Genomic DNA, 20,429 nt, shown 5'->3' on the forward strand with positions numbered 1-20,429 from the left:
CGCTAGGCGCGGGACTATGGTTAAGGTATTCTTGTTCCAACCTCTCCCGGCTGGTCATGAATACACGCTTCCTCGAAACCTTCGTCACGCTGGCGCAATTGCGCAGCTTTCGCGCCACCGCGCGCGCCTTGCACGCCACCCCGGCCGCCATTTCCCTGCGCATCAAGGCGCTGGAGGAGGAATTGCAGACGGAGCTGGTGGACCGCGATGCCAAGGATTTCCGTCTCACCGCCCAGGCGGAGTACCTGCTGAGCCACGCCAAGGCCGTGGTGGACGCCACCCGCCGCCTGCAAGCGGCGGCCCGCAAGGACAGCGCGATCTGGGGCCGGCTGCGACTGGGAGTGATCGAATCGGTGGTGCACAGCTGGCTGGCGCAGTACATCCGCGAGATGAACGCCAATTATCCTGAACTGGAAATCGACCTGGCGGTCGATGTCAGCAACGTACTGGAACGGCGCCTGCGGGCGCGTGAGCTGGACCTGGTGATCCAGGTGGAGGGTGTCGATAGCAGCGACATCGTGTCCGAAGCGCTGGCGGTGTATCCCTTGCACTGGATCGCCCGCAAGGGTTTGGTCGATGGGCGCAAGGAAGGATTGAATCAACGCCTGCTGGCGCTGCCCATCCTCACGTTTGGACGGGGCACGGCGCCGCAACGGGCGCTGGAGGAAATCGTCAGCAAGATGGCCAACCTGGCCGCCATCCCGATCGAGCAGACGCGCATCACCTGTTCCCCCTCGGTGGCAGCCATCGTGCAACTGGTCAAGGATGGCTATGGGGTGGCCGCCATCCCCAGCCTGTTCGTCAGCAGCTACCTGGAGAGCGGCGAGTTCGTGCAGTTACCGGTGCAACCGGAACCGCCCTCGATCATCGTCTCCATGTGCCTGCACACGAATGCCGAGATGGTGGTGCACGCGGCGGCCAACGCGGCCCGCCTGGCCTGCGCCAGTTACTGCGCGCAGGTGGACGGACGTTATATCAAGTCCTTGGGCTGAATCGGAGCGTGCAGCGGGGTCAGTTCCGGCAATCTGCCAAATTGGTGGCGCGATGCCTGAACTGCCCCGCCTTTGTCAGGCCGCGAGGCGCCGCGCGCCGGCGTTGGCGGCTTTGGTGGCATTGCCGCCGCCCAGCTTGAACTGGGTGACGGCCGCCGTCAGCTGGCCGGCCTGGTCGCGCATGGCGCCCGCCGCCGCTGCGGCTTGCTCCACCAGCGCCGCATTCTGCTGGGTCACGCCGTCCATTTCGACCATGGCGCGGCTGACCTGCTCCAGCCCCTGCGACTGTTCATGACTGGCGGCGCTGATCTCGCCCATGATATTCGTCACCTGCCCGATGCTGTCCACCAGGTCGCGCATGGTGGCGCCGGCATGGTCGGCCAATTCGGTGCCGGCGCGCACCTGGCGCACCGAATTGTCGATCAGGTCCTTGATCTCGTGCGCGGCGGCGGCCGAGCGCTGTGCCAGGTTGCGCACTTCCGTCGCCACCACGGCGAAGCCACGCCCCGTCTCGCCTGCGCGTGCCGCTTCCACCGCCGCGTTCAAGGCCAGGATGTTGGTCTGGAACGCGATGCCGTCGATCACGCTGGTGATCTCGGCGATACCGCGCGCCGCCTGGTCGATGGCGCTCATCGTGGTCACCACCTGGGCCACCGCCTCGCCGCCGCGCGCGGCCACGTCCGACGCGGCCAGCGCCAGTTGGTTGGCGCGCTGCGCGTGGTCGGCCGTCTGGCGTACCGTGCCCGTCAACTGCACCATGGAAGCAGCCGTCTGCTGCAAGGCGCTCGCTTGTGACTCGGTACGGGCCGACAGGTCCATATTGCCCTGGGCGATCTCGCCAGCGGCCAGCTCGATACCGATGCTGCCGGCGCGCACTTGCGCCACCACGCGCGCCAGGCTGCCGTTCATGGTGCCCAGCGCCTGCATCAACTGGGCCGACTCGTCGGCGCCAGCCGCCGCGATCTGGCTGGTCAAGTCGCCATTGGCCACCGTCTCAGCCACGCCGATGGCGCGCTGCAGCGGCAGCACGATGCCGCGCACCAGCCACGCCGTCATGGCCAGCCCCACCACGATCGCCAGCCCCATGATGGCCAGCAGCTCCCGCCGGCCGGCCGTGCCGCGCGCCGCGAACTCGGCACGGGCAGCCGCCATCGAACCATGGGCCTGTTCCTGCACGTAGGCGACGATGCCGTCGATCTGCTGGTTGACCGGCCGGTCCATGCCCTTGACCAGGCCATCGACCACGTGGGCGCTGTCGGGATGGGCGCCATCGTATTGTTTGATCGCCTGCTGGTATTGCGCATACAGGGTCTGGTGCGCTTGCATGGCCTGGTCGGCACGTTGCGTCTCCAGTCCCAGCAAGCCCAGTTCCGTCTTCAATGTCGCCAGGCGGGCCTGGGTGAGCGTTTGCTGTTGCGCGAACGCCTTGCTGTGCTTGTCGAAAGCGGCTGGATCGGCGCCGCGCAGCAGCGTGTCCTTCCACTCCTGCACCTGCTTCTTGAATTCGACCTGGGCGCCGCGCGCCGCGTCCACCGCCAGCACCAGCCGCTCTTCCCGCTCCACTTCCTGCTCACCGCGCGTGCCCATGGCGGAAAACGTCAGCCAACCTGCTGCGCCAACGGCCAGCATGGCCGCAATCAGGAACAGGGCCAGCATGCCAAGGCGGTGGCCAATCTTTAAGTTTTCCAATTTCATCGTCAAATTCCGCTGTAAAAACAAAAGAGCAAGCCGTAGCTTGCTCCGCAGGTAAGCACCACGAGACTGATACGCTGCGCGTGGCGGCCGCATTATACTTTTCGCAAATAGATGTTGCCAAGTAGTTATATATGCCGATGGGGTGAAATTCAGGCGGAACTCGACGACGACGCAGCGCGGGCCACGCTGCCGCGACTGGAACCGGGGAATGGGGATGGCTTTATGTTCACGCAGGAGAAAAATATACACAATAGCAACTATATGGCGCCCATGAAGATGCATCGAAGCCCATCCGTCGCCAAATGGAAAAACCCCGATAAGTCGTCGCCGACTTATCGGGGTTCAGCTCAGCCTACAGCGCTGGCTTGTGTCTTACTTAGGCGCCTACTTCCACCTTGTCGGCCACGCTGCGGAACTCTTCGATCTGGTCGAAGTTCATGTAGCGGTAGATCTGGTCGGCGCTCTTGTCGAGCACGCCGATCTGCGACATGTACTCTTCCTTGGTCGGAATCCGCCCCAGTGCCGAGCACACAGCGGCCAGTTCGGCCGAACCCAGGTACACGTTCGTTTCCAGACCCAGACGGTTCGGGAAGTTACGGGTCGAGGTCGACATCACGGTGGCGCCCTTGCGGATCTGCGCCTGGTTACCCATGCACAGCGAGCAGCCTGGCATTTCCATGCGGGCGCCGGTGCGGCCCAGGGTGCCGTAGTGGCCTTCGGCCGTCAGCACTTGCGCATCCATCTTGGTTGGCGGCGCGATCCACAGGCGGACTGGAATGTCCGACTTGCCTTCCAGCACTTTGGAAGCGGCGCGGAAGTGGCCGATGTTGGTCATGCAGGAGCCGACGAACACGTCGTCGATCTTGGCGCCGGCCACTTCGGCCAGGGTCTTCACGTCGTCCGGGTCATTCGGGCAAGCAACGATAGGCTCGTGGATGTCGGCCAGGTCGATCTCGATCACGGCGGCGTATTCAGCATCCGCGTCCGGAGCCAGCAGCTCAGGCTTGGCCAGCCAGGCTTCCATGGCCTTGATGCGGCGTTCCAGCGTGCGCTTGTCCTGGTAACCGGTGGCGATCATCCACTTCATCAGGGTGATGTTCGAGGTCATGTACTCGATGATCGGTGCCTTGTCCAGGTGCACGGTGCAACCGGCGGCGGAGCGCTCGGCCGACGCGTCGGACAGTTCGAACGCCTGTTCCACTTTCAGGTCAGGCAGGCCTTCGATTTCCAGGATACGGCCGGAGAAGATGTTCTTCTTGCCTTTCTTGTCGACGGTCAGCATGCCTTGGCGGATCGCGTACAGCGGGATCGCGTTGACCAGGTCGCGCAGGGTCACGCCAGGCTGCATCTTGCCCTTGAAGCGCACCAGCACGGATTCTGGCATGTCCAGCGGCATCACGCCGGTGGCGGCGGCGAAAGCCACCAGGCCGGAACCGGCAGGGAACGAGATACCGATCGGGAAACGGGTGTGCGAGTCGCCACCGGTGCCGACGGTGTCAGGCAGCAGCAGGCGGTTCAGCCACGAGTGGATCACGCCGTCGCCTGGACGCAGGGCCACGCCGCCGCGGTTCTCGATGAACGCTGGCAGTTCGCGGTGGGTCTTGACGTCCACGATCTTCGGATACGCTGCCGTGTGGCAGAACGATTGCATCACCATGTCGGCCGAGAAGCCCAGGCAAGCCAGGTCTTTCAGCTCGTCGCGGGTCATTGGACCGGTGGTGTCTTGCGAACCCACGGTGGTCATCTTCGGCTCGCAGTAGGTACCCGGACGGATGCCCTGGCCTTCTGGCATGCCGCAAGCGCGGCCGACCATCTTCTGGGCCAGCGAGTAGCCACGGCCGCTGTCGGCTGGGTTCTGCGGCAGGCGGAACAGAGTCGATGGCGCCAGGCCCAGCGCTTCGCGGGCCTTGGAGGTCAGGCCACGGCCGATGATCAGTGGAATACGGCCACCGGCGCGCACTTCATCGAACAGCACGTCGGACTTGACTTTGAATTCAGCGATCACGGCGCCGTTTTTCAGGGCCTTGCCTTCGTATGGACGCAGCTCGACCACGTCGCCCATTTCCATCTGCGACACGTCCAGCTCGATCGGCAGCGCGCCGGCGTCTTCCATGGTGTTGTAGAAGATCGGGGCGATCTTGGCGCCCAGGCACACACCGCCGAAACGCTTGTTCGGGATGAATGGAATGTCTTCGCCCGTGAACCACAGCACCGAGTTGGTGGCCGATTTACGGGAAGAGCCGGTGCCGACCACGTCGCCCACGTAGGCGACCAGGTTGCCCTTGGCTTTCAGTGCTTCGATCTGCTTGATCGGACCGACCGAGCCTGGCACGTCCGGATTGATGCCGGGACGGGCGTTTTTCAGCATGGCCAGCGCGTGCAGCGGGATGTCGGGACGGGTGGTGGCGTCCGGTGCGGGCGACAGATCGTCGGTGTTGGTTTCGCCGGAAACCTTGAACACGGTCAGGGTCAGGCTGGCAGGCACTTCAGGACGCGAGGTGAACCACTCGGCGTCGGCCCACGATTGCAGTACTTCCTTGGCGCGCGCGCTGCCCTTGTCGGCCAGGTCTTTCACGTCGTGGAAGTAATCGAACATCAGCAGGGTCTTTTTCAGACCTTCGGCGGCCACGGGGCCGACCACGGCGTCGTCCAGCACGTCGATCATGGGCTTGATGTTGAAACCGCCCAGCATGGTGCCCAGCAGACGGGTCGCCAGTTCGCGCGAGATCAGCGGCGAGCTTTCCGTGCCCTTGGAGACGGCGGCCAGGAAGGCGCATTTGACTTTGGCGGCATCGTCCACGCCGGCCGGCACGCGGTTGGTGATCAGCTCGACCAGGAACTGTTCCTCGCCTGCTGGTGGATTCTTCAGGAGTTCGACCAGGTCCGTGGTCTGGGCCGCGGTCAGCGGCAGCGGAGGGATGCCAAGGGATGCGCGCTCGGCGACTTGGTTGCGGTAGGCAGCTAGCATGAAAAAATCTCTCAGTCAGGATAGATTGCGGGGAAAAGCGGGTACGACCGCTGGTACTGAGCGCTATTGTACCTCAGGAAGTCTTATATAAGACATATAACACGAGACAGGCCGATATTTTTGCCACATTCCGGCCCGCCGCATGGCGCCACACAGGGAAAATTTTGCATGGACAACAACATTACCGTTCGATGACGGACGCTGTATCTATCTCGGCACCGTCAGCCGTGGGTGACGCCGCGTTCCTTGACGATGCCGCGGTACACCAGGAAGGTGGCGCACAGGCTGATCGCGCCGGCGCCTGCCAGCCAGTAGCCGGGGGCGGCCTTGTCGCCGCTGACTTCGATCAGCCAGGTCGACAGCAGTGGCGTCAGGCCGCCGAACAGCGCCGTCGCCAGGCTGTAGGCCAGCGAGAATCCGGCCGTGCGCACCTGCTGGGGAATGATTTCCGTCAGCGCGACGATGGTGGCGCCGTTGTAGCTGCCGTACAGGAACGACAGCCACAGTTCCACCAGCACCATATTGCCAAAGCTGGGGTGGGCGATCAGCCACGACAGCGCCGGATAGGCGGTCAGCGCCGTCAGGGCCGAGCAGGCGGCCATCACGGGCCAGCGGCCGATGCGGTCCGACAGCGCGCCCATGACAGGCAGCCAGATGAAATTCGACAGCCCGACGCACAGCGTCACCAGCAGGCTCTCCTCGGTGCTCAGCTTGAGCACGCTCTTGCCGAACGTGGGCGTGTAGACGGTGATCATGTAGAACGCGACCGTGGTCAGCACGATCAGCATGGCGCCGGCCGTGACCAGCGGCCAGTTCACGGCGATGGTGCGCAGCATCTGGCGGAAGGTGGGATGCGATTTGCGGGTCAGATACGCCTCCGTCTCCTGCAACGAGCGGCGGATGTAGAACACGACGGGAATGATGGAGCAGCCGATGAAGAACGGGATGCGCCAGCCCCAGTCGGCGATCACTTCCTTGGGCATGGCATGGTTAAGCCCATAGCCCAGGGCGGCCGAGAAGATCACGGCCACTTGCTGGCTGGCCGACTGCCAGCTCACGTAATAACCCTTGTTGCCCGGGGTCGCCATCTCGGACAGGTAGACCGACACGCCGCCCAGTTCCACGCCCGCCGAAAAGCCCTGCAGCAAGCGGCCGATCAACACCAGCAGCGGCGCCAGCAGACCAATGCTGGCGTAGCCGGGAACGAAGGCGATCAGCGCCGTGCCGGACGCCATGATCCCCAGCGTCAACACCAGCCCCTTGCGACGGCCGATGCGGTCGATATAGCTGCCCAGCACGATGGCGCCCAGCGGCCGCATGAAGAAGCCCGCGCCAAACGTGGCGAACGTCATCATCAGCGCGGCGTATTCGCTGGAGGCCGGAAAGAAAGCGTTGGCGATCTGCTGCGCGTAGAAACCGAACAGGAAGAAATCATACATTTCGATGAAGTTCCCGCTCGTGACACGGATGACGCTGCCGAGCTTGGACGGGGCGCGTGCGGGGGCCGACGCGGCCGGCGCCGCATGGAGCGCCGTGGCGGTGGAGTATTGGGTCATGATGCGCTTTCGGAAAATTCCACCGGCGCGAGGCGCCGGCGTGGGGGGAATGGTTCAGTGCCGGGCGGCGACCGGTGCCAGCCCGGTCTGCTCGATCGTGTTGGCGTTATCGGGCGCGGCCAGGAAATTGAGCAGTTGGCGCGCCGCTTGCGGCTGGCTGGAACCACGCACCACGGCGCCGGAGAACTGGGTCGTGAGCTGCACTTCCTGCGGAATCAGGCCGACGATATCGATGCCCGCCACCGGCTTCAGTTCGCTGCGCTGCTGGCAGCCAAAGTCGGCCTGGCCATGGGCGATGATCTCCCCCACCGGGGTGGCGGGAATCTGCGCCGCCTTGCCTTCCATCTGCTGCTTGATGCCCAGCTTGTCGAGCAGTTCACGCTTGATGTACTCGCCGCTCGCGCTGTCCGAATAGGCCACGCGGGAGGCATGCAGGAAAGCCTGGCGCAGGCCGTCGACGGTGCCGATATCCGGCTGCGCCGCGCCATGCTTGACGGCGCAGGCGATGGGCGAATTGGCCAGCACGACCTTGCTGCCCGGCTCCAGCTGCCCTTCCGCCATCAGCTTGTCGAGCGCGTCCCCCACCATGATGACGACGTCGATGGACTCGCCCCGCGCAAGGCGGACCGGAATCGCATTCCTGGTCGTCCCCATCGACGGTCCCCATTCCGATACCAAATGGTTGCCGCTGCTGCGCTCGTAGGCGCCGGACAAGTCTTTGTACGCTTGCGCAAAGCCGCCCGAGGTGACGACCCGCAGGTCGGCCGCGTGGGCCGCATGGGCCGCAGCAGCCAGCGCGAGCGCGGCGAACGCCGTCAGCGCCTTGCGTGGCAAGCGGCGTGATCGCATGGAGTTGTCCATGTTGAATTGGCTGGAATGGTGCATATTGTCTCCTGGTTCCATGGTCGCCTTCTTGTCGAGGCTTGTTGTTCAGTGCACGAATGATGCGCCCAATGGCATAATTTGATAATTGCATTTTTTACGAGTATTAATGCACCATGCGCATCAATTACGACCTGCACGACTTGCAAGCCTTCGTCGCCGTGGCGGAACACGCCAGTTTCCGCAAGGCGGCGGCGGCCCTGTACCTGTCCCAGCCGGCGCTCAGCCGCCGCATCGAGAAGCTGGAAGAAGGCTTGGGTGTCAAATTATTCGAGCGCACCACGCGCCGGGTGCAGCTGACCAATGTGGGCCAGGTCTTCCTGGTGAACGTGCGCACCGCGCTCGACAGCCTGGAGGATGCCGTGCTGGGCGTGGCCGACCTCGCGGCGCACCGCACCGGGACAGTGACGCTGGCTTGCGTGCCATCGGCGGTGCGGCATTTCCTGCCGGCCGTGTTGCGGCGGTTCAGCGAGCGCTTCCCGCGCATCCGCGTGCGCGTGCACGACGAAAGCGCGCAGGACGTGCTGAACCTGGTGCGCGACGGCCAGGCGGATTTCGGCATCAATTTCACGGGCGCGGAAGATCCGGAAATCGAGTTCCAGGCGATTTATGTGGAAAGCTACGTGCTGGCGATGCGGCGCGACCACCGGCTGGCGCGGCGCAAGTCGCTGAGCTGGAAGGAGACGGTGGACGAACGGTATATCTCGGTGGCCAAGTCGAGCGGCAACCGCAGCGTGATCGACGCCGCCCTGGCCGGGGTCGAGAAGCACCCGCTCATCTTCTGCGAGGTCAACCACGTATCCGGCGTGCTGGCCCTGGTGGAAGCGGGCATGGGCGTGGCCGCCGTGCCGGGCCTGTCCGTGCTGCCCGGCGGGACCGACACCATCATCGGCGTACCGCTCATCAATCCGGCGATCCAACGCACCCTGGGCCTGATCAGCAAGCGCAACCACACCATGGCGCCGGCCGCCCGCATGTTGTTCGAGATGCTCACCGAGGCCTTGCTACAGCACCAGGACGGCGCGGGATAAGGCAAAGGCCATGTCCGCATGGCAGATATAATCTCACGTCTCAGCCTCAATCATCCGCCAGCATGCCAGCCATCACTGAATTTCGCCACCAATCGCCCACGCCCGAATACGACTATCCGCGCGAAGACCGCAGGTTGGACGGAGCGCCCAAGCGCACCACCTGGAACCACTACACCAACGCCAGCGGTGAAGTGAACGCCGGTGTCTGGGCTTGCGAGCGAGGCAGTTGGCGTATCGCCTTCGCGCCCAACAAGGAAGAATATTTCTACGTGCTGGAAGGCCGTTGCCGCGTCATCGATGAACAAGGATACGCGGCCGAAGCCGGCCCCGGCGACGCGCTGGTGATCCCGGCCGGCTTCAAAGGCGTGTTCGAAGTCGTGGAGCCGGTCAGGAAACACTACGTCATCGTCGAACGTACCAGCTGACAGCCGGATCGCGCGGACCGGGCGGCGCCGGCCGAAGCGAATGAGGATGGCGGCGCGGCACTCAGCGCGGAATGCGGGCCGCGTCGCGCAAGGCGTCCAGCATGGCCGCGGCGGCCGGCGACAACTGGTGCTGGCGGCGCGTGATGATGCCGTAAACGTCGCCGCGCAAGTCCAGCGCCAGCGGCAGCACGGCCAGCCGGCCCGTATCCAGGTAGGGACGCACCAGCACCGGCGGCAAGGCCACCACCCGATCGCTGCTTTCGAGCAGCGCCGGGATCATGGGCAGCGCCATGGTTTCCAGCACATCCTGCGGCAGCTCCAGGCCATGATTCAGGAACAGGGCCGTGAGCCGTTCGCGCAGCATGCCGGCCGGCGGGAAAATCCAGCTGCCGGCAGCCAGTTCGGCCAGCCCCAGGCCGGCATGGACCAGCCACGGATGGCCGGCGCGCACGATCAGGCTGTGCGGCTCGTCGGAGATCGGTTCGAAGCGCAGCTCCGGCGCCACGGCCGGATCGAGGATGCGCGCCACTGCCAGATCCAGTTCGCCGGCCCGCAACTGCTCGACCAGCACCTTGCTGGTGTCGACCGTGGCCGCCACCTGCACCCGCGGATGGCTCACGGACAGGCGTTGCACGGCGTCGGGCACCAACTGGGCCGCCGGGGTCAGCACCGCCCCCAGGCGCACGCGCCCGGCCACGCCGGCCAGGCCCTGCTGCACTTCCTGGTGCGCCGCGTCCATTTCGGCCAGCGCGGCGCCGGCGCGGCGCATCATGATGCGACCGTATTCCGTCGGCTCCACGCCGCGCGGCAGGCGCTGGAACAGGGGCACGCCGAGCGCGTATTCCAGTTCCCCCAGTAGCTTGGAGGCGGCGGGCTGGGTCAGTCCGGCCGCCTCCGCCGCCTGCGCGATGGAGTCATGGCGGCCCAACTCGACCAGCAAGGTCAGGTGGCGTACCTTGAGGTGGGTGCGGATGAAACGGTTGGCGTTGGGGTCGGACATGAGCGTGACAGGCATGGTGACTCCCCATCATAAGCGCCGTGCCGACGCCCCGTCAACGTGTCACCACTCAGCCACGCTGCCGTCGGCATGGCGCCACAAGGGGTTATGCCAGTCCGGCGCATGGGCGCTGGCGGCGATCACGGCCTCCTCGTCCACATCCACGCCCAGCCCCGGCAGGCGCGGCGGCGACATATAACCATCGACGATGCGGAAATCGTCGCGGTTGCGCACATAGTCCAGCAGTTCAGCGCCCTGGTTGTAGTGGATGCCCATGCTCTGCTCCTGCAGCACGGCGTTGTGCGACACGAAATCGACCTGCAGGCAGGATGCCAGCGCCACCGGGCCAAGCGGGCAATGGGGCGCCAGCCCGACGTCATAGGCCTCGGCCATGGCGGCGATCTTGACGCATTCCGTGATACCGCCCGCGTGCGACAGGTCCGGCTGGACGATGGCCAGGCCGCCTTGTTCGAACACGTGCTTGAATTCGAAACGCGAGTACATGCGCTCGCCCGCCGCCAGCGGGATCGAGGTCATATCGGCCAGGCGCCGGTACACCTCGTACTGCTCGGCCAGCACCGGTTCCTCGACGAACAGCGGGCGATACGGTTCCAGTTCGCGCAGCAGCGGCTTGGCCATGGGCGCGGCCACCCGGCCGTGGAAGTCGATACCGAACTCGATCTCGTAGCCGAACGCGGTGCGGATCTCGGCGATCCGTTCAATCGCGGCATCGACCTTGCGCGCGCTATCGATCAGGCCCAGCTCCTCGGTGCCGTTCATCTTGAAGGTGTCGATGCCGATCTCGCGCAGCTTGCGCATGCCGGCCACGATCTCGCCGGGACGGTCGCCGCCGACCCAGCTGTACATCTTCATGCGGTCGCGTACCAGGCCACCCAGCAGTTCGTACACCGGCACGCCTAGCGCCTTGCCCTTGATATCCCACAGCGCCTGGTCAATGCCAGCGATGGCGCTCATCAGGATCGCCCCGCCCCGGTAGAAGCCACCGCGGTACATGGTTTGCCACAAGTCGTTGATGCGGCGCGGGTCCTGGCCCACCAGCAGGTGCGAAAACTCATGCACGGCCGCTTCCACCGTGCGCGCGCGGCCTTCGATGACGGGTTCGCCCCAGCCGCAAATACCGGCGTCGGTTTCGATTTTCAGGAACATCCAGCGGGGGGCGACGCGGTAAGTGCTTAGTTTAGTGATCTTCATGGCTAGGGCCTGGTGTTGGGTACAGCGGCAGTCTAGCCAAGCACCACGCTCCCCAGCTATATCGATTTCAGTGGCCGCTATATGAAATCGGAACAGCGTTCACATCACCGGCACCTTCTGACTCAACCCCGCCGCGCCGGCTCAGCGATATGCAGGAACTTCGTCAGCAGGTCGCGCGGCGGCGCGATGGCGGCGTTTTTCAATATCTGCCCCACGTTACCCCGATGGTAAGCACCATGGGTGATCACATGCATCAGCATTTCCTCGCGCGACATGGTGCCGGTGTCGCCATCGGTGAAGTTGAAACCCAGCGGCTCGGCCAACGCCGCCTCGTTCAAGGTGGCGACATATTCCTGATACCACGCATCCGCCTCCGCCACCGCGCCCCGCAGCTCCGCCAAAGTCGGCGTCGCCTTGGTGTTGGTGGCGTCATAGCCATGCGGCTGGCCCAGCAGATGGGCCTGGAAGATGCGATCCACGACGTAAATGTGGTTCATGAGGCGGATCGCGGTGTGCGCATCCGGACCTGGCGTGAGCGTTTCAAGCACGTCGAACAACTCGGTATTGGCCCAGGCCTTGTGGCCGAACAGGGATTTCATCATCGAACACGACATCGTCACTTCCCTTCTTCCAAACCCAGAACTGGGCCAATGGCTCAAATATGCAGCGCATGCCCCAAGGCGCGCAGCGCCGCCTCCTGGATCGCCTCGCCCAAGGTAGGATGCGCGTGGATAGTCCCGGCCACATCTTCCAGCGTGGCCCCCATCTCGATCGACTGGGCAAACGCGGCGGACAACTCCGACACCGCCTTCCCGACCGCCTGCCAGCCTATGATCAAGTGATTGTCGCTGCGCGCCACCACCCGCACGAAGCCGTCCTTCGATTCGAGCGACATGGCGCGCCCATTGGCGGCGAACGGGAACATGGCGTCGATACAGGCGATGCCCTGCGCCCGCGCCTGCTGTGGCGTGGCGCCGACCACCACCACTTCCGGATCGGTAAAGCACACCGCCGCGATGGCCGCCGGGCTGAAATGGCGCCGCTTGCCGCTGATGATCTCGGCCACCATCTCGCCTTGCGCCATGGCGCGGTGCGCCAGCATCGGCTCGCCCGTCACGTCGCCGATGGCCCACACGTCGCGCATCGAGGTGCGGCACTGGTCGTCGACCTTGATGAAGTGGCCATCCATATCGATACGCAGCTTTTCCAGGCCGAAGCCGCGCGTGCTGGGACGCCGTCCGACAGCGACCAGCACCTGGTCCGCCGCCAAGGCAGACTCCTCGCCGGCGGCATTGCGGATGCGTACCGCGGCGCCCTCCTGGTCCAGGCCGAGCACCGAGCAGCCGAGATGGGTGGCCACGCCCAAGCCCTTGAGCGCATTGGCCACGGGACGGCTCAAGTCCGTGTCGTAAGCGGGCAGGATGCGCTCCTGCGCCTCCACCACGTGCACCTGCGCCCCCAGCTTGGCATAGGCGATACCCAGTTCAAGGCCGATATACCCCGCCCCCACCACCACCAGCTGGCCCGGCACGGTCTTGGGCGACAGCGCCTCCGTGGCGCTGATCACGGGACCGCCAAATGGCATGAAGGGCAATTCGGTGGCGTGGGAGCCGGTGGCCAGCAACAGGTGCTGGCAGCCGATACGTTGTGGGCTTTCGCCGTCGCGGATCACTTCGACAGTCTTGCCATCGACAATATTGGCCCAGCCCTTGACAACACGCACGCCGCTTTTCTTCAGCAGCGCCGCCACGCCGCTGGTCAGGCGCCCGACGATGCCATCTTTCCAGAGCACGGTCTGGCCGATGTCGATGCGCGGCGACTGCACTGAAATACCGAGCGCCGAGCCACTGGCGAAATGACTGGCTTTTTCGAATTCATCGGCCGCATGGATCAGCGCCTTGGAGGGAATGCAGCCGACATTGAGGCAGGTGCCGCCCAGTTCACCGGCTTCGACCAGCGTGGTGGGGATGCCAAGCTGGCCGGCGCGAATGGCCGCGATATAGCCGCCAGGACCGCCGCCGATCACCAGCAGCGTAGTGGTATGTTGATTCATTGTTACTCCACAAAGAGCATCGCTGGACATTCCAGCAAGGCGCGGATGGCTTGTACGAACTGGGCCGCATGCATGCCGTCAACCACGCGGTGGTCGAACGAGGACGACAGGTTCATCATCTTGCGCACGACCAGCCCACCCTGGCGCACCATCGGCCGTTCCACGATCTTGTTGACGCCGATGATGGCCACTTCAGGATGGTTGATCACCGGCGTGGTGACGATGCCGCCCAACGCGCCCAGGCTGGAAATGGTGATGGTCGAACCGGACAATTCCTCGCGTGTGGCCTTGCCAGTGCGCGCGGCATCGGCAAGGCGGCCGATCTCCGCGGCGCAAGACCACAGGTCGCGTGCCTCGGCGTGGCGCATCACCGACACCAGCAGGCCGGCGTCGGTCTGGGTGGCGACGCCGAGATGGACGGCGCCGTATTGCGTGACAAAACCGGCATCGTCATCGAAGCGCGCGTTCATCTGCGGGAACTGTCGCAGCGCGAGCACCAGGGCGCGCGCCAGCAATGGCAGCACGGTCAGCTTGCCGCGCTCCTTGCCCCACTGTTCGTTCATGCGCGCGCGCAGGCTCTCCAGCTCCGTGACGTCGATCTCCTCAACGTACGAGAAGTGCGGGATGCGGCGCTTGGACTCCTGCATCTTCTGCGCGATCTTGCGGCGCAGGCCGATCAGCGGAATGGTCTGTTCCGTGTGGATCTCGCGGTAGCCGCCCGGGGCGGTGGAAGTCGCCCCTTGCACGCCACGCGCTACGTAGGCGTCAAGGTCCGCGTCCAGTATGCGGCCGGCCGGGCCGCTGCCATGCACGAACTGCAGTTCGATACCCATGTCCCATGCGCGCTTGCGCACGGCGGGCGAAGCGAGTGGACGTTCGCCCGCTTCGCGCGCCACGCGGGCGGGTGTGGACGCTGGTGCGTGCCCGGGCGCCGCTTGCATGGCGGCGGCAGGTGCTGTTGCAGGTCTGGCGGCAGCCGGTGCCGCCGCGGGGGGCGCCAGCGAAGCCGGTGCAGCGGCCGCTGCGGAAGCCGGGGCCTGGGCCGATGCCGGGGCCGATGCCGCAGCTTGGGCCGGGGCCGCAGCCGAACCAGCTTGCGGCTTCAAGTTACCCGCGCCCTCCACTTCAATATGAATCAGATCCGCTCCCACGGCCATCACCTGGCCAGCCGCGCCGCCCAGCATGGCCACGGTGCCGTGGACCGGCGATGGAATCTCAATGGTGGCCTTGTCGGTCATGACATCGGCCAGCACCATGTCTTCGGTGACGGCATCGCCCACCTTGACATGCCACATGACCAGTTCAACTTCCGCAATGCCCTCGCCGATGTCCGGCATCTTGATGACGTGAATACCCATCTTTATGCCTCCACCGCACGTTTGAACGCGGCGCCAACGCGCGCCGGCCCCGGGAAATACGCCCATTCCTGCGCGTGCGGGTAAGGCGTATCCCAACCCGTCACACGTTCGATCGGCGCTTCCAGATGGTAGAAACAATGCTCCTGCACCAGCGACACCAGCTCGGCGCCAAAACCACAGGTGCGGGTGGCTTCATGCACCACCACGCAACGGCCGGTCTTCTTGACGGATGCGACGATGGTCTCCAGGTCCAGCGGCCACAGGCTGCGCAAGTCGATGATCTCGGCGTCGATGCCGGTCTCGCGCGCCGCCGCCTCGGATACCCACACCATGGTGCCGTAAGCGAGCACGGTGAGCTGCGTGCCCGGCCGGAACACGGCCGCCTTGTCGAGCGGGACGGTGTAGTAGTCCTCGGGCACCTCGCCCAGCGGGTTCTGCGACCACGGCACCACCGGTTTGTCGTGGTGACCGTCGAACGGGCCGTTGTAGAGGCGCTTCGGTTCCAGGAAGATCACCGGATCGTCATTCTCGATCGAGGAAATCAGCAAGCCCTTGGCGTCGTAAGGATTGGACGGCATCACCGTGCGCAAGCCGCAAACGTGGGCGAAAACGGCCTCCGGACTCTGGCTGTGGGTCTGGCCGCCGTAGATGCCGCCGCCGCATGGTGTGCGGATCGTGATGGGCGCCGTGAAGTCGCCCGCCGAGCGGAAGCGCAGGCGCGCCGCCTCGGACACGATCTGGTCGTAAGCCGGATAGATATAGTCGGCGAACTGGATCTCGATGCACGGCCGCAGGCCATACGCGCCCATGCCGATGGCCACGCCGACGATACCGCCTTCGGAAATCGGCGTATCGAACACGCGCGATGTGCCGTATTTCTTTTGCAGGCCTTCGGTGCAGCGGAACACGCCGCCAAAGTAACCCACGTCCTGGCCGAAGACCACGACGTTTTCATCCTTCTCCATCATCACGTCCATCGCTGAACGCAGCGCCTGGATCATGGTCATGGGTTTTTTAGTTATGTTTTCCGACATCTCAAATCCCCAGTTGCTGACGTTGCACGCGTAAGTGTTCGGGCAGTTCCTTATAGATGCCGTCGAACATTTCAGCGGGACTGAAGGTATGGCCGCTGGCCATGGTGCCGTACTGTTCGGCCTCCTTCTGCGCGGTCAACACTTCCGCCTCCAGCTGCTTCTGCGTTTCCTCGTGTTCCTGTTCCGACCAGGCGCCGGCCTTGATCAGATACTGTTTCAGGCGCGCGATCGGATCGCCCAGCGGGAAATGCGACCAGTCGTCGGCGGGGCGGTACTTCGAGGGATCGTCCGAAGTCGAGTGCGGGCCGGCGCGGTAGGTCACCCATTCGATCAAACAGGGTCCGAGGTTGCGGCGGGCCCGCTCGGCGGCCCAGCACGAGGCCGCGTAGACGGCCAGAAAGTCATTGCCATCGACGCGCAGCGAGGCGATGCCGCAGCCGACGCCACGTGCGGCGAAGGTGGTGTCCTCGCCGCCGGCGATGGCCTGGAAGGTCGAGATGGCCCACTGGTTGTTGACCACGTTCAGGATTACCGGCGCCCGATACACGTGGGCGAATGTGAGGGCGGTGTCGAAATCCGCTTCGGCCGTGGCGCCATCGCCTATCCATGCCGAGGCGATCTTGGTGTCGCCCTTGATGGCCGATGCCATGCCCCAACCCACTGCCTGGATGTATTGCGTCGCCAGGTTGCCGGAGATGGAGAAGAAACCGGCCTTCTTCACCGAATACATGACGGGTAATTGCCGGCCCTTGAGCGGGTCGCGTTCGTTCGACATCAGCTGGCAGATCATGTCGACCAACGGATAGTCGCGCACGACGAGGATGCTTTGCTGGCGGTAGGTGGGGAAACACATGTCGTCCACATTGAGCGCCAGCGCCTGGGCGGTGCCGATCGCCTCCTCGCCCAGGCTCTGCATGTAGAACGACATCTTCTTCTGGCGCTGCGCCATCAGCATGCGGCTGTCGAAGATGCGGGTCTTCATCATCGCGCGCATGCCCTTGCGGACAATCTCGATATCGATTTGCGGTGCCCAGGGGCCGACGGCGTTGCCCTCGGCATCGAGCACGCTGATCAGCGAGTACGCCAGATCGCGCGTATCCATGGGGGTGACATCGACCTCGGGCCGGCGCACGGCCCCGGCGGGCGACAGGCGCAGATAAGAAAAATCAGTGACACAACCTGGACGTCCCGTCGGTTCGGGCACGTGCAGGCGTAAGGGTTCGCCCTTGCTCATTCTCATTCCTTCATGTGCGATCGTGTCGCACTTATGGTGGTCAATCCTGGCGGGCGTATGGCGGGTAGCGGCGGCCGGCCTGGACTGTGGAACCGCCCGCTGCGGCTGGCACGGCGGGCACGAAAATATTTTCTGGAAAGCAAGCGGAGAGTAACATGCTTTCCCTGATCTCCGCTACTCGCCGGGGCGCTCAGCGCGACCGGTTAGCAAGCGCATGATTTCAAAGGCTTGTAGGGCGTCGTGCGGCTTGCTACTGTGTGGCTCAATTTATACAGCCATGTATGTTCATGAACAAGGAAAAAATCATCGTCATCGGAGCCGGTATCGCCGGTTTGAGCGCCGCCTGGCGACTCCAGGAAGCGGGCTGTCACGTCACCGTGCTGGAAGCCGGACAACGGCCTGGCGGGCGCATCAAAAGCATCGATTTTCACGGCCACCAGATCGAGTGCGGCGCGCAGTTTCCATCCTCGGGCTATCGCTACATCCCGCCCCTGCTGAAAGAGATGGGGCTCTGGTCCCGCGTTCGCGCCTTGTCGGCCCTGGCGGCGTTTCAGCGCGGCAATCACCTCTACCGCGTTCACGCGCGGCGGCCCTGGACCTTGTTCACCAGCGGGATGCTGGGCGGCGCCGAGGCTTGGCGCCTTGCACGCGGCGCCGCAGGCCTTTCGTGGCGCGCGCGCGGCATCGATCCAAGCTGCTATGCCGCATTCTCCGCCTTCGATGACGCTGACGCCGAACACTGGTGCCGGGATAACATGGGCCAGACCGCCGCCTCGCACGTCATCGAATCGACCGTACATGGACTGTACTTTCATCGGTTGGCCGGCACATCGAAGGCCCTGATCGCGGCCATCATGGCCTTCGGCGGCGCGGACACCCTGGCCATCGCCGGTGGCTGGCAGGCCCTGCCCGAGGCGTTGGCGGCAATGCTCGACGTGTCCTATGGCGCCACGGTGGAACGTGTCGAGGAACTCCCCGGCGGTATCCGCGTGCTCGTCAACGGCGAATATCTGCACGGCAGCGCCGCCGTGCTGGCCACGCCCGCCCATCGCGCCCAAGCGATCCTGGCGGCGCCAACCGCCGTTGAAGCGAGGCTGCTGTCAGTGAAATATGCGGCCACCATCCACATTGCGCTCGGACTGGCACCCACGTGGCGCTTGCCCGCAAACCTGCGGGGCGTGTACGGTTGCCTGCTAGCGCCCTCGGAAGGTGGGCGCATTGCCGCCCTGACCTTCGAAAGCGGGCGCGGCTTGGCCGGCGGGGCGGGCGAAGTGATTTCGGTCATGCTCGGGCATCAAGCCTCAATCAATGCGGCCGATCAGCCGGACGACACGACCGTTCGGGAGGTGGTGACCGAGTTGGCGGCCTGGCTGCCGGACCTGAGCGGCGCCATCGTCGCCACCCACGTGCAGCGCTGGCCGGCCGCGGAACCGCTCTCACCGACTGGACGGGCAAAGGCTGTCGCCGGCTACCGCGCCACATTGTCGGACGCGCGCCGCATCGTGCTGGCGGGTGACTATCTGGGTTCGCCGTGGACTGACGGCGCGGCTGAAACAGGCCATTGGGCGGCGCGGCATTTGCTCGCGGGTAGGACGTCGAGCTCCTGAGTTCCAGGCAGCGCTCTGCAAGGACGGCAGCAGCTCGCGCATGACCGGTCGCATGGCGCCGAGCATGGACTTGAGCCCTGTCTCGCGATGTTCGGTCTGCTATCATTTCGGTCTGCCACCATGCATCAAGTGCGTGCCGAAAGCGCGCCTGCCACACGCCAGAAAGTCCCCATGCCTGAGATTACCGCACCAGTTACCACCCCGTCTTTCATCAGCCAGATCAGCAAACCTTTTCTTCGCGACCGCATGATGCACCTGCTGCTGGCCGTCGCGGTCGTCCTTTCCACCCTGTCGCCACATCCCTTCCCGGAATACCTCGCCTGGGTCGACTGGCACACCATCGCGACACTCGCCGGGATGTTATTGCTGACCACGGGTATCGAGGCGAGCGGCTACCTGGAACACCTGGGGCGGGTCATCATCAACCGGCTGCGCCAGGAGCGCGCGTTGGCGATATTTCTGGTATCGGCATCGACCTTGTTATCTACCGTGCTCACCAACGACATCGCGCTGTTTGTCGTCGTTCCACTGACCGTCGGCCTGACCGGCATCAGCAACTTACCGATTGGCCGGCTGGTTATCTTTGAAGCGTTGGCGGTCAATGCCGGCTCATTGCTCACTCCGATAGGCAACCCGCAGAACATCCTGTTATGGCAGCGCTCGCATTTATCCTTCGCCGACTTCACCTGGCAAATGGCGCCGCTCGCGCTGGCGATCTTCGCGCTGTTGCTGCTGGCGACCTGGGTATGCTTCCCGAAACAAGTGATCCACGCGGACCTGAAGGACGACGCCACCTCCTACAGCGTGGCGCTGCTCAGGACCTGCGGCTTGCTTTATGTCGCGTTCCTGGCCATGGTCGAACTGGGTCACCCCGGGTTGGGCCTGGTGGGCGTGGGCATCGCGGTCTTGCTGTTCTGCCGAGAGATCATTGCGAAAGTGGACTGGTGCCTGATCCTGGTGTTCATTCTCATGTTTGTCGACATCCACTTGCTGTCCCAGCTGGCATTCATCCAGACTTGGGTCGCAGGCATTCCGCAATTGACGCCACGGAAGTTGTATGCCGCAGCCCTGCTCGGCTCCCAAGTGATCAGCAACGTTCCGGCGACTATCCTGCTGGTGCAGTATTCAACGGCTTACAAGGTGATCGCATACGGCGTCAATGCGGGCGGGTTCGGACTGGCCATTGGTTCCCTGGCCAACATCATCGCGCTGCGCATGGCGCCTGAGCGCCATTTGTGGCTGCGTTTTCACCTCTACTCCTTCCCCTTCCTTGTTCTGTCGGGGCTGATCGGCTGGTTGCTGCTGTCCTCTCTCTGACCGCTATCTCAGGCAAGCGCCGCGGCAACGCCCACCACCATGAAAAATGCCATTGATGACCCGGCAAG

The 20,429-nt window shown here is 64.5% G+C and carries 16 protein-coding genes; 5 read left to right on the forward strand and 11 right to left on the reverse strand.

From position 1 onward, the window contains the following. Positions 1-56 precede the first annotated feature (56 nt). The gene (locus tag H3H39_RS16495; protein WP_182154509.1) at positions 57-992 is read left to right on the forward strand and encodes a LysR family transcriptional regulator; all 936 of its coding nucleotides are present in this window, start codon (positions 57-59) and stop codon (positions 990-992) included. 75 nt (positions 993-1,067) lie between these two features. On the opposite strand, the gene H3H39_RS16500 is transcribed toward H3H39_RS16495, so the two are convergent. From H3H39_RS16500 to H3H39_RS16515, 4 genes are all read right to left on the reverse strand, one after another. Continuing rightward, positions 1,068-2,687, reverse strand: coding sequence for a methyl-accepting chemotaxis protein (locus H3H39_RS16500; protein WP_182154511.1), 1,620 nt, complete (start codon positions 2,685-2,687; stop codon positions 1,068-1,070). Positions 2,688-3,063: 376 nt separating this feature from the next. After that, complete coding sequence (gene acnB / locus H3H39_RS16505; RefSeq protein WP_182154513.1) at positions 3,064-5,655, reverse strand: bifunctional aconitate hydratase 2/2-methylisocitrate dehydratase; 2,592 nt, start codon at positions 5,653-5,655, stop codon at positions 3,064-3,066. A 221-nt stretch (positions 5,656-5,876) separates the two neighbouring features. Beyond that, the gene (locus H3H39_RS16510; protein WP_182154515.1) at positions 5,877-7,211 is read right to left on the reverse strand and encodes an MFS transporter; all 1,335 of its coding nucleotides are present in this window, start codon (positions 7,209-7,211) and stop codon (positions 5,877-5,879) included. A 54-nt stretch (positions 7,212-7,265) separates the two neighbouring features. Then, positions 7,266-8,060: a substrate-binding domain-containing protein gene (locus H3H39_RS16515; protein ID WP_182155019.1), complete on the reverse strand. Its 795-nt coding sequence runs from the start codon at positions 8,058-8,060 to the stop codon at positions 7,266-7,268. Between the two features lie 149 nt (positions 8,061-8,209). On the opposite strand from H3H39_RS16515, the gene H3H39_RS16520 reads away from it, so the two are divergent. Together H3H39_RS16520 and H3H39_RS16525 are read left to right on the forward strand one after the other, a co-directional pair. Beyond that, positions 8,210-9,124: a LysR family transcriptional regulator gene (locus H3H39_RS16520; RefSeq protein WP_182154517.1), complete on the forward strand. Its 915-nt coding sequence runs from the start codon at positions 8,210-8,212 to the stop codon at positions 9,122-9,124. Positions 9,125-9,186: 62 nt separating this feature from the next. Beyond that, positions 9,187-9,549 carry a cupin domain-containing protein gene (locus H3H39_RS16525; protein WP_182154519.1) on the forward strand — a complete coding sequence of 121 codons (363 nt, stop codon included), beginning with the start codon at positions 9,187-9,189 and terminating at the stop codon, positions 9,547-9,549. A gap of 61 nt (positions 9,550-9,610) precedes the next feature. Here the strand turns inward: H3H39_RS16525 and H3H39_RS16530 are convergent, their stop codons facing one another. The 7 genes from H3H39_RS16530 to H3H39_RS16560 form a co-directional block, all read right to left on the reverse strand. Then, positions 9,611-10,564 carry a LysR substrate-binding domain-containing protein gene (locus H3H39_RS16530; RefSeq protein ID WP_229218100.1) on the reverse strand — a complete coding sequence of 318 codons (954 nt, stop codon included), beginning with the start codon at positions 10,562-10,564 and terminating at the stop codon, positions 9,611-9,613. A gap of 45 nt (positions 10,565-10,609) precedes the next feature. Then, entirely contained in the window at positions 10,610-11,758 is a 1,149-nt protein-coding gene (gene dgoD, locus H3H39_RS16535; RefSeq protein ID WP_182154521.1) for a galactonate dehydratase, read from the reverse strand. Between the two features lie 122 nt (positions 11,759-11,880). Then, the gene (locus H3H39_RS16540; protein WP_229218101.1) at positions 11,881-12,360 is read right to left on the reverse strand and encodes a DinB family protein; all 480 of its coding nucleotides are present in this window, start codon (positions 12,358-12,360) and stop codon (positions 11,881-11,883) included. A gap of 53 nt (positions 12,361-12,413) precedes the next feature. Further along, positions 12,414-13,811, reverse strand: a complete 1,398-nt coding sequence (gene lpdA / locus H3H39_RS16545) for a dihydrolipoyl dehydrogenase (protein ID WP_182154523.1) — start codon at positions 13,809-13,811, stop codon at positions 12,414-12,416. Between the two features lie 2 nt (positions 13,812-13,813). Beyond that, positions 13,814-15,169 carry a dihydrolipoamide acetyltransferase family protein gene (locus tag H3H39_RS16550; RefSeq protein WP_182154524.1) on the reverse strand — a complete coding sequence of 452 codons (1,356 nt, stop codon included), beginning with the start codon at positions 15,167-15,169 and terminating at the stop codon, positions 13,814-13,816. A gap of 2 nt (positions 15,170-15,171) precedes the next feature. Further along, positions 15,172-16,176, reverse strand: a complete 1,005-nt coding sequence (locus H3H39_RS16555) for an alpha-ketoacid dehydrogenase subunit beta (RefSeq protein WP_220461575.1) — start codon at positions 16,174-16,176, stop codon at positions 15,172-15,174. Between the two features lie 28 nt (positions 16,177-16,204). Beyond that, positions 16,205-17,437, reverse strand: a complete 1,233-nt coding sequence (locus tag H3H39_RS16560) for a 3-methyl-2-oxobutanoate dehydrogenase (2-methylpropanoyl-transferring) subunit alpha (protein ID WP_182154528.1) — start codon at positions 17,435-17,437, stop codon at positions 16,205-16,207. 287 nt (positions 17,438-17,724) lie between these two features. Here H3H39_RS16560 and H3H39_RS16565 point away from each other — a divergent pair, with 287 nt between their 5' ends. Together H3H39_RS16565 and H3H39_RS16570 are read left to right on the forward strand one after the other, a co-directional pair. Further along, positions 17,725-19,044 carry a protoporphyrinogen/coproporphyrinogen oxidase gene (locus H3H39_RS16565; protein ID WP_182154530.1) on the forward strand — a complete coding sequence of 440 codons (1,320 nt, stop codon included), beginning with the start codon at positions 17,725-17,727 and terminating at the stop codon, positions 19,042-19,044. Between the two features lie 171 nt (positions 19,045-19,215). Continuing rightward, positions 19,216-20,361, forward strand: coding sequence for an SLC13 family permease (locus H3H39_RS16570; protein WP_182154532.1), 1,146 nt, complete (start codon positions 19,216-19,218; stop codon positions 20,359-20,361). Positions 20,362-20,429: the final 68 nt, after the last annotated feature.

This window comes from Rugamonas apoptosis (assembly GCF_014042355.1).
GTDB classification, from domain to species: Bacteria; Pseudomonadota; Gammaproteobacteria; order Burkholderiales; family Burkholderiaceae_D; genus Rugamonas; species Rugamonas apoptosis.

Excerpts from the sequence above, each read along its gene's own strand:
- H3H39_RS16495 (WP_182154509.1), top strand. The coding sequence starts at position 57 with ATGAATACACGCTTCCTCGAAACCTTCGTCACGCTGGCGCAATTGCGC.
- H3H39_RS16500 (WP_182154511.1), bottom strand. The coding sequence starts at position 2,687 with ATGAAATTGGAAAACTTAAAGATTGGCCACCGCCTTGGCATGCTGGCC.
- acnB (WP_182154513.1), bottom strand. The coding sequence starts at position 5,655 with ATGCTAGCTGCCTACCGCAACCAAGTCGCCGAGCGCGCATCCCTTGGC.
- H3H39_RS16510 (WP_182154515.1), bottom strand. The coding sequence starts at position 7,211 with ATGACCCAATACTCCACCGCCACGGCGCTCCATGCGGCGCCGGCCGCG.
- H3H39_RS16515 (WP_182155019.1), bottom strand. The coding sequence starts at position 8,060 with ATGCGATCACGCCGCTTGCCACGCAAGGCGCTGACGGCGTTCGCCGCG.
- H3H39_RS16520 (WP_182154517.1), top strand. The coding sequence starts at position 8,210 with ATGCGCATCAATTACGACCTGCACGACTTGCAAGCCTTCGTCGCCGTG.
- H3H39_RS16525 (WP_182154519.1), top strand. The coding sequence starts at position 9,187 with ATGCCAGCCATCACTGAATTTCGCCACCAATCGCCCACGCCCGAATAC.
- H3H39_RS16530 (WP_229218100.1), bottom strand. The coding sequence starts at position 10,564 with ATGCCTGTCACGCTCATGTCCGACCCCAACGCCAACCGTTTCATCCGC.
- dgoD (WP_182154521.1), bottom strand. The coding sequence starts at position 11,758 with ATGAAGATCACTAAACTAAGCACTTACCGCGTCGCCCCCCGCTGGATG.
- H3H39_RS16540 (WP_229218101.1), bottom strand. The coding sequence starts at position 12,360 with ATGATGAAATCCCTGTTCGGCCACAAGGCCTGGGCCAATACCGAGTTG.
- lpdA (WP_182154523.1), bottom strand. The coding sequence starts at position 13,811 with ATGAATCAACATACCACTACGCTGCTGGTGATCGGCGGCGGTCCTGGC.
- H3H39_RS16550 (WP_182154524.1), bottom strand. The coding sequence starts at position 15,169 with ATGGGTATTCACGTCATCAAGATGCCGGACATCGGCGAGGGCATTGCG.
- H3H39_RS16555 (WP_220461575.1), bottom strand. The coding sequence starts at position 16,176 with ATGACCATGATCCAGGCGCTGCGTTCAGCGATGGACGTGATGATGGAG.
- H3H39_RS16560 (WP_182154528.1), bottom strand. The coding sequence starts at position 17,437 with ATGAGCAAGGGCGAACCCTTACGCCTGCACGTGCCCGAACCGACGGGA.
- H3H39_RS16565 (WP_182154530.1), top strand. The coding sequence starts at position 17,725 with ATGAACAAGGAAAAAATCATCGTCATCGGAGCCGGTATCGCCGGTTTG.
- H3H39_RS16570 (WP_182154532.1), top strand. The coding sequence starts at position 19,216 with ATGCCTGAGATTACCGCACCAGTTACCACCCCGTCTTTCATCAGCCAG.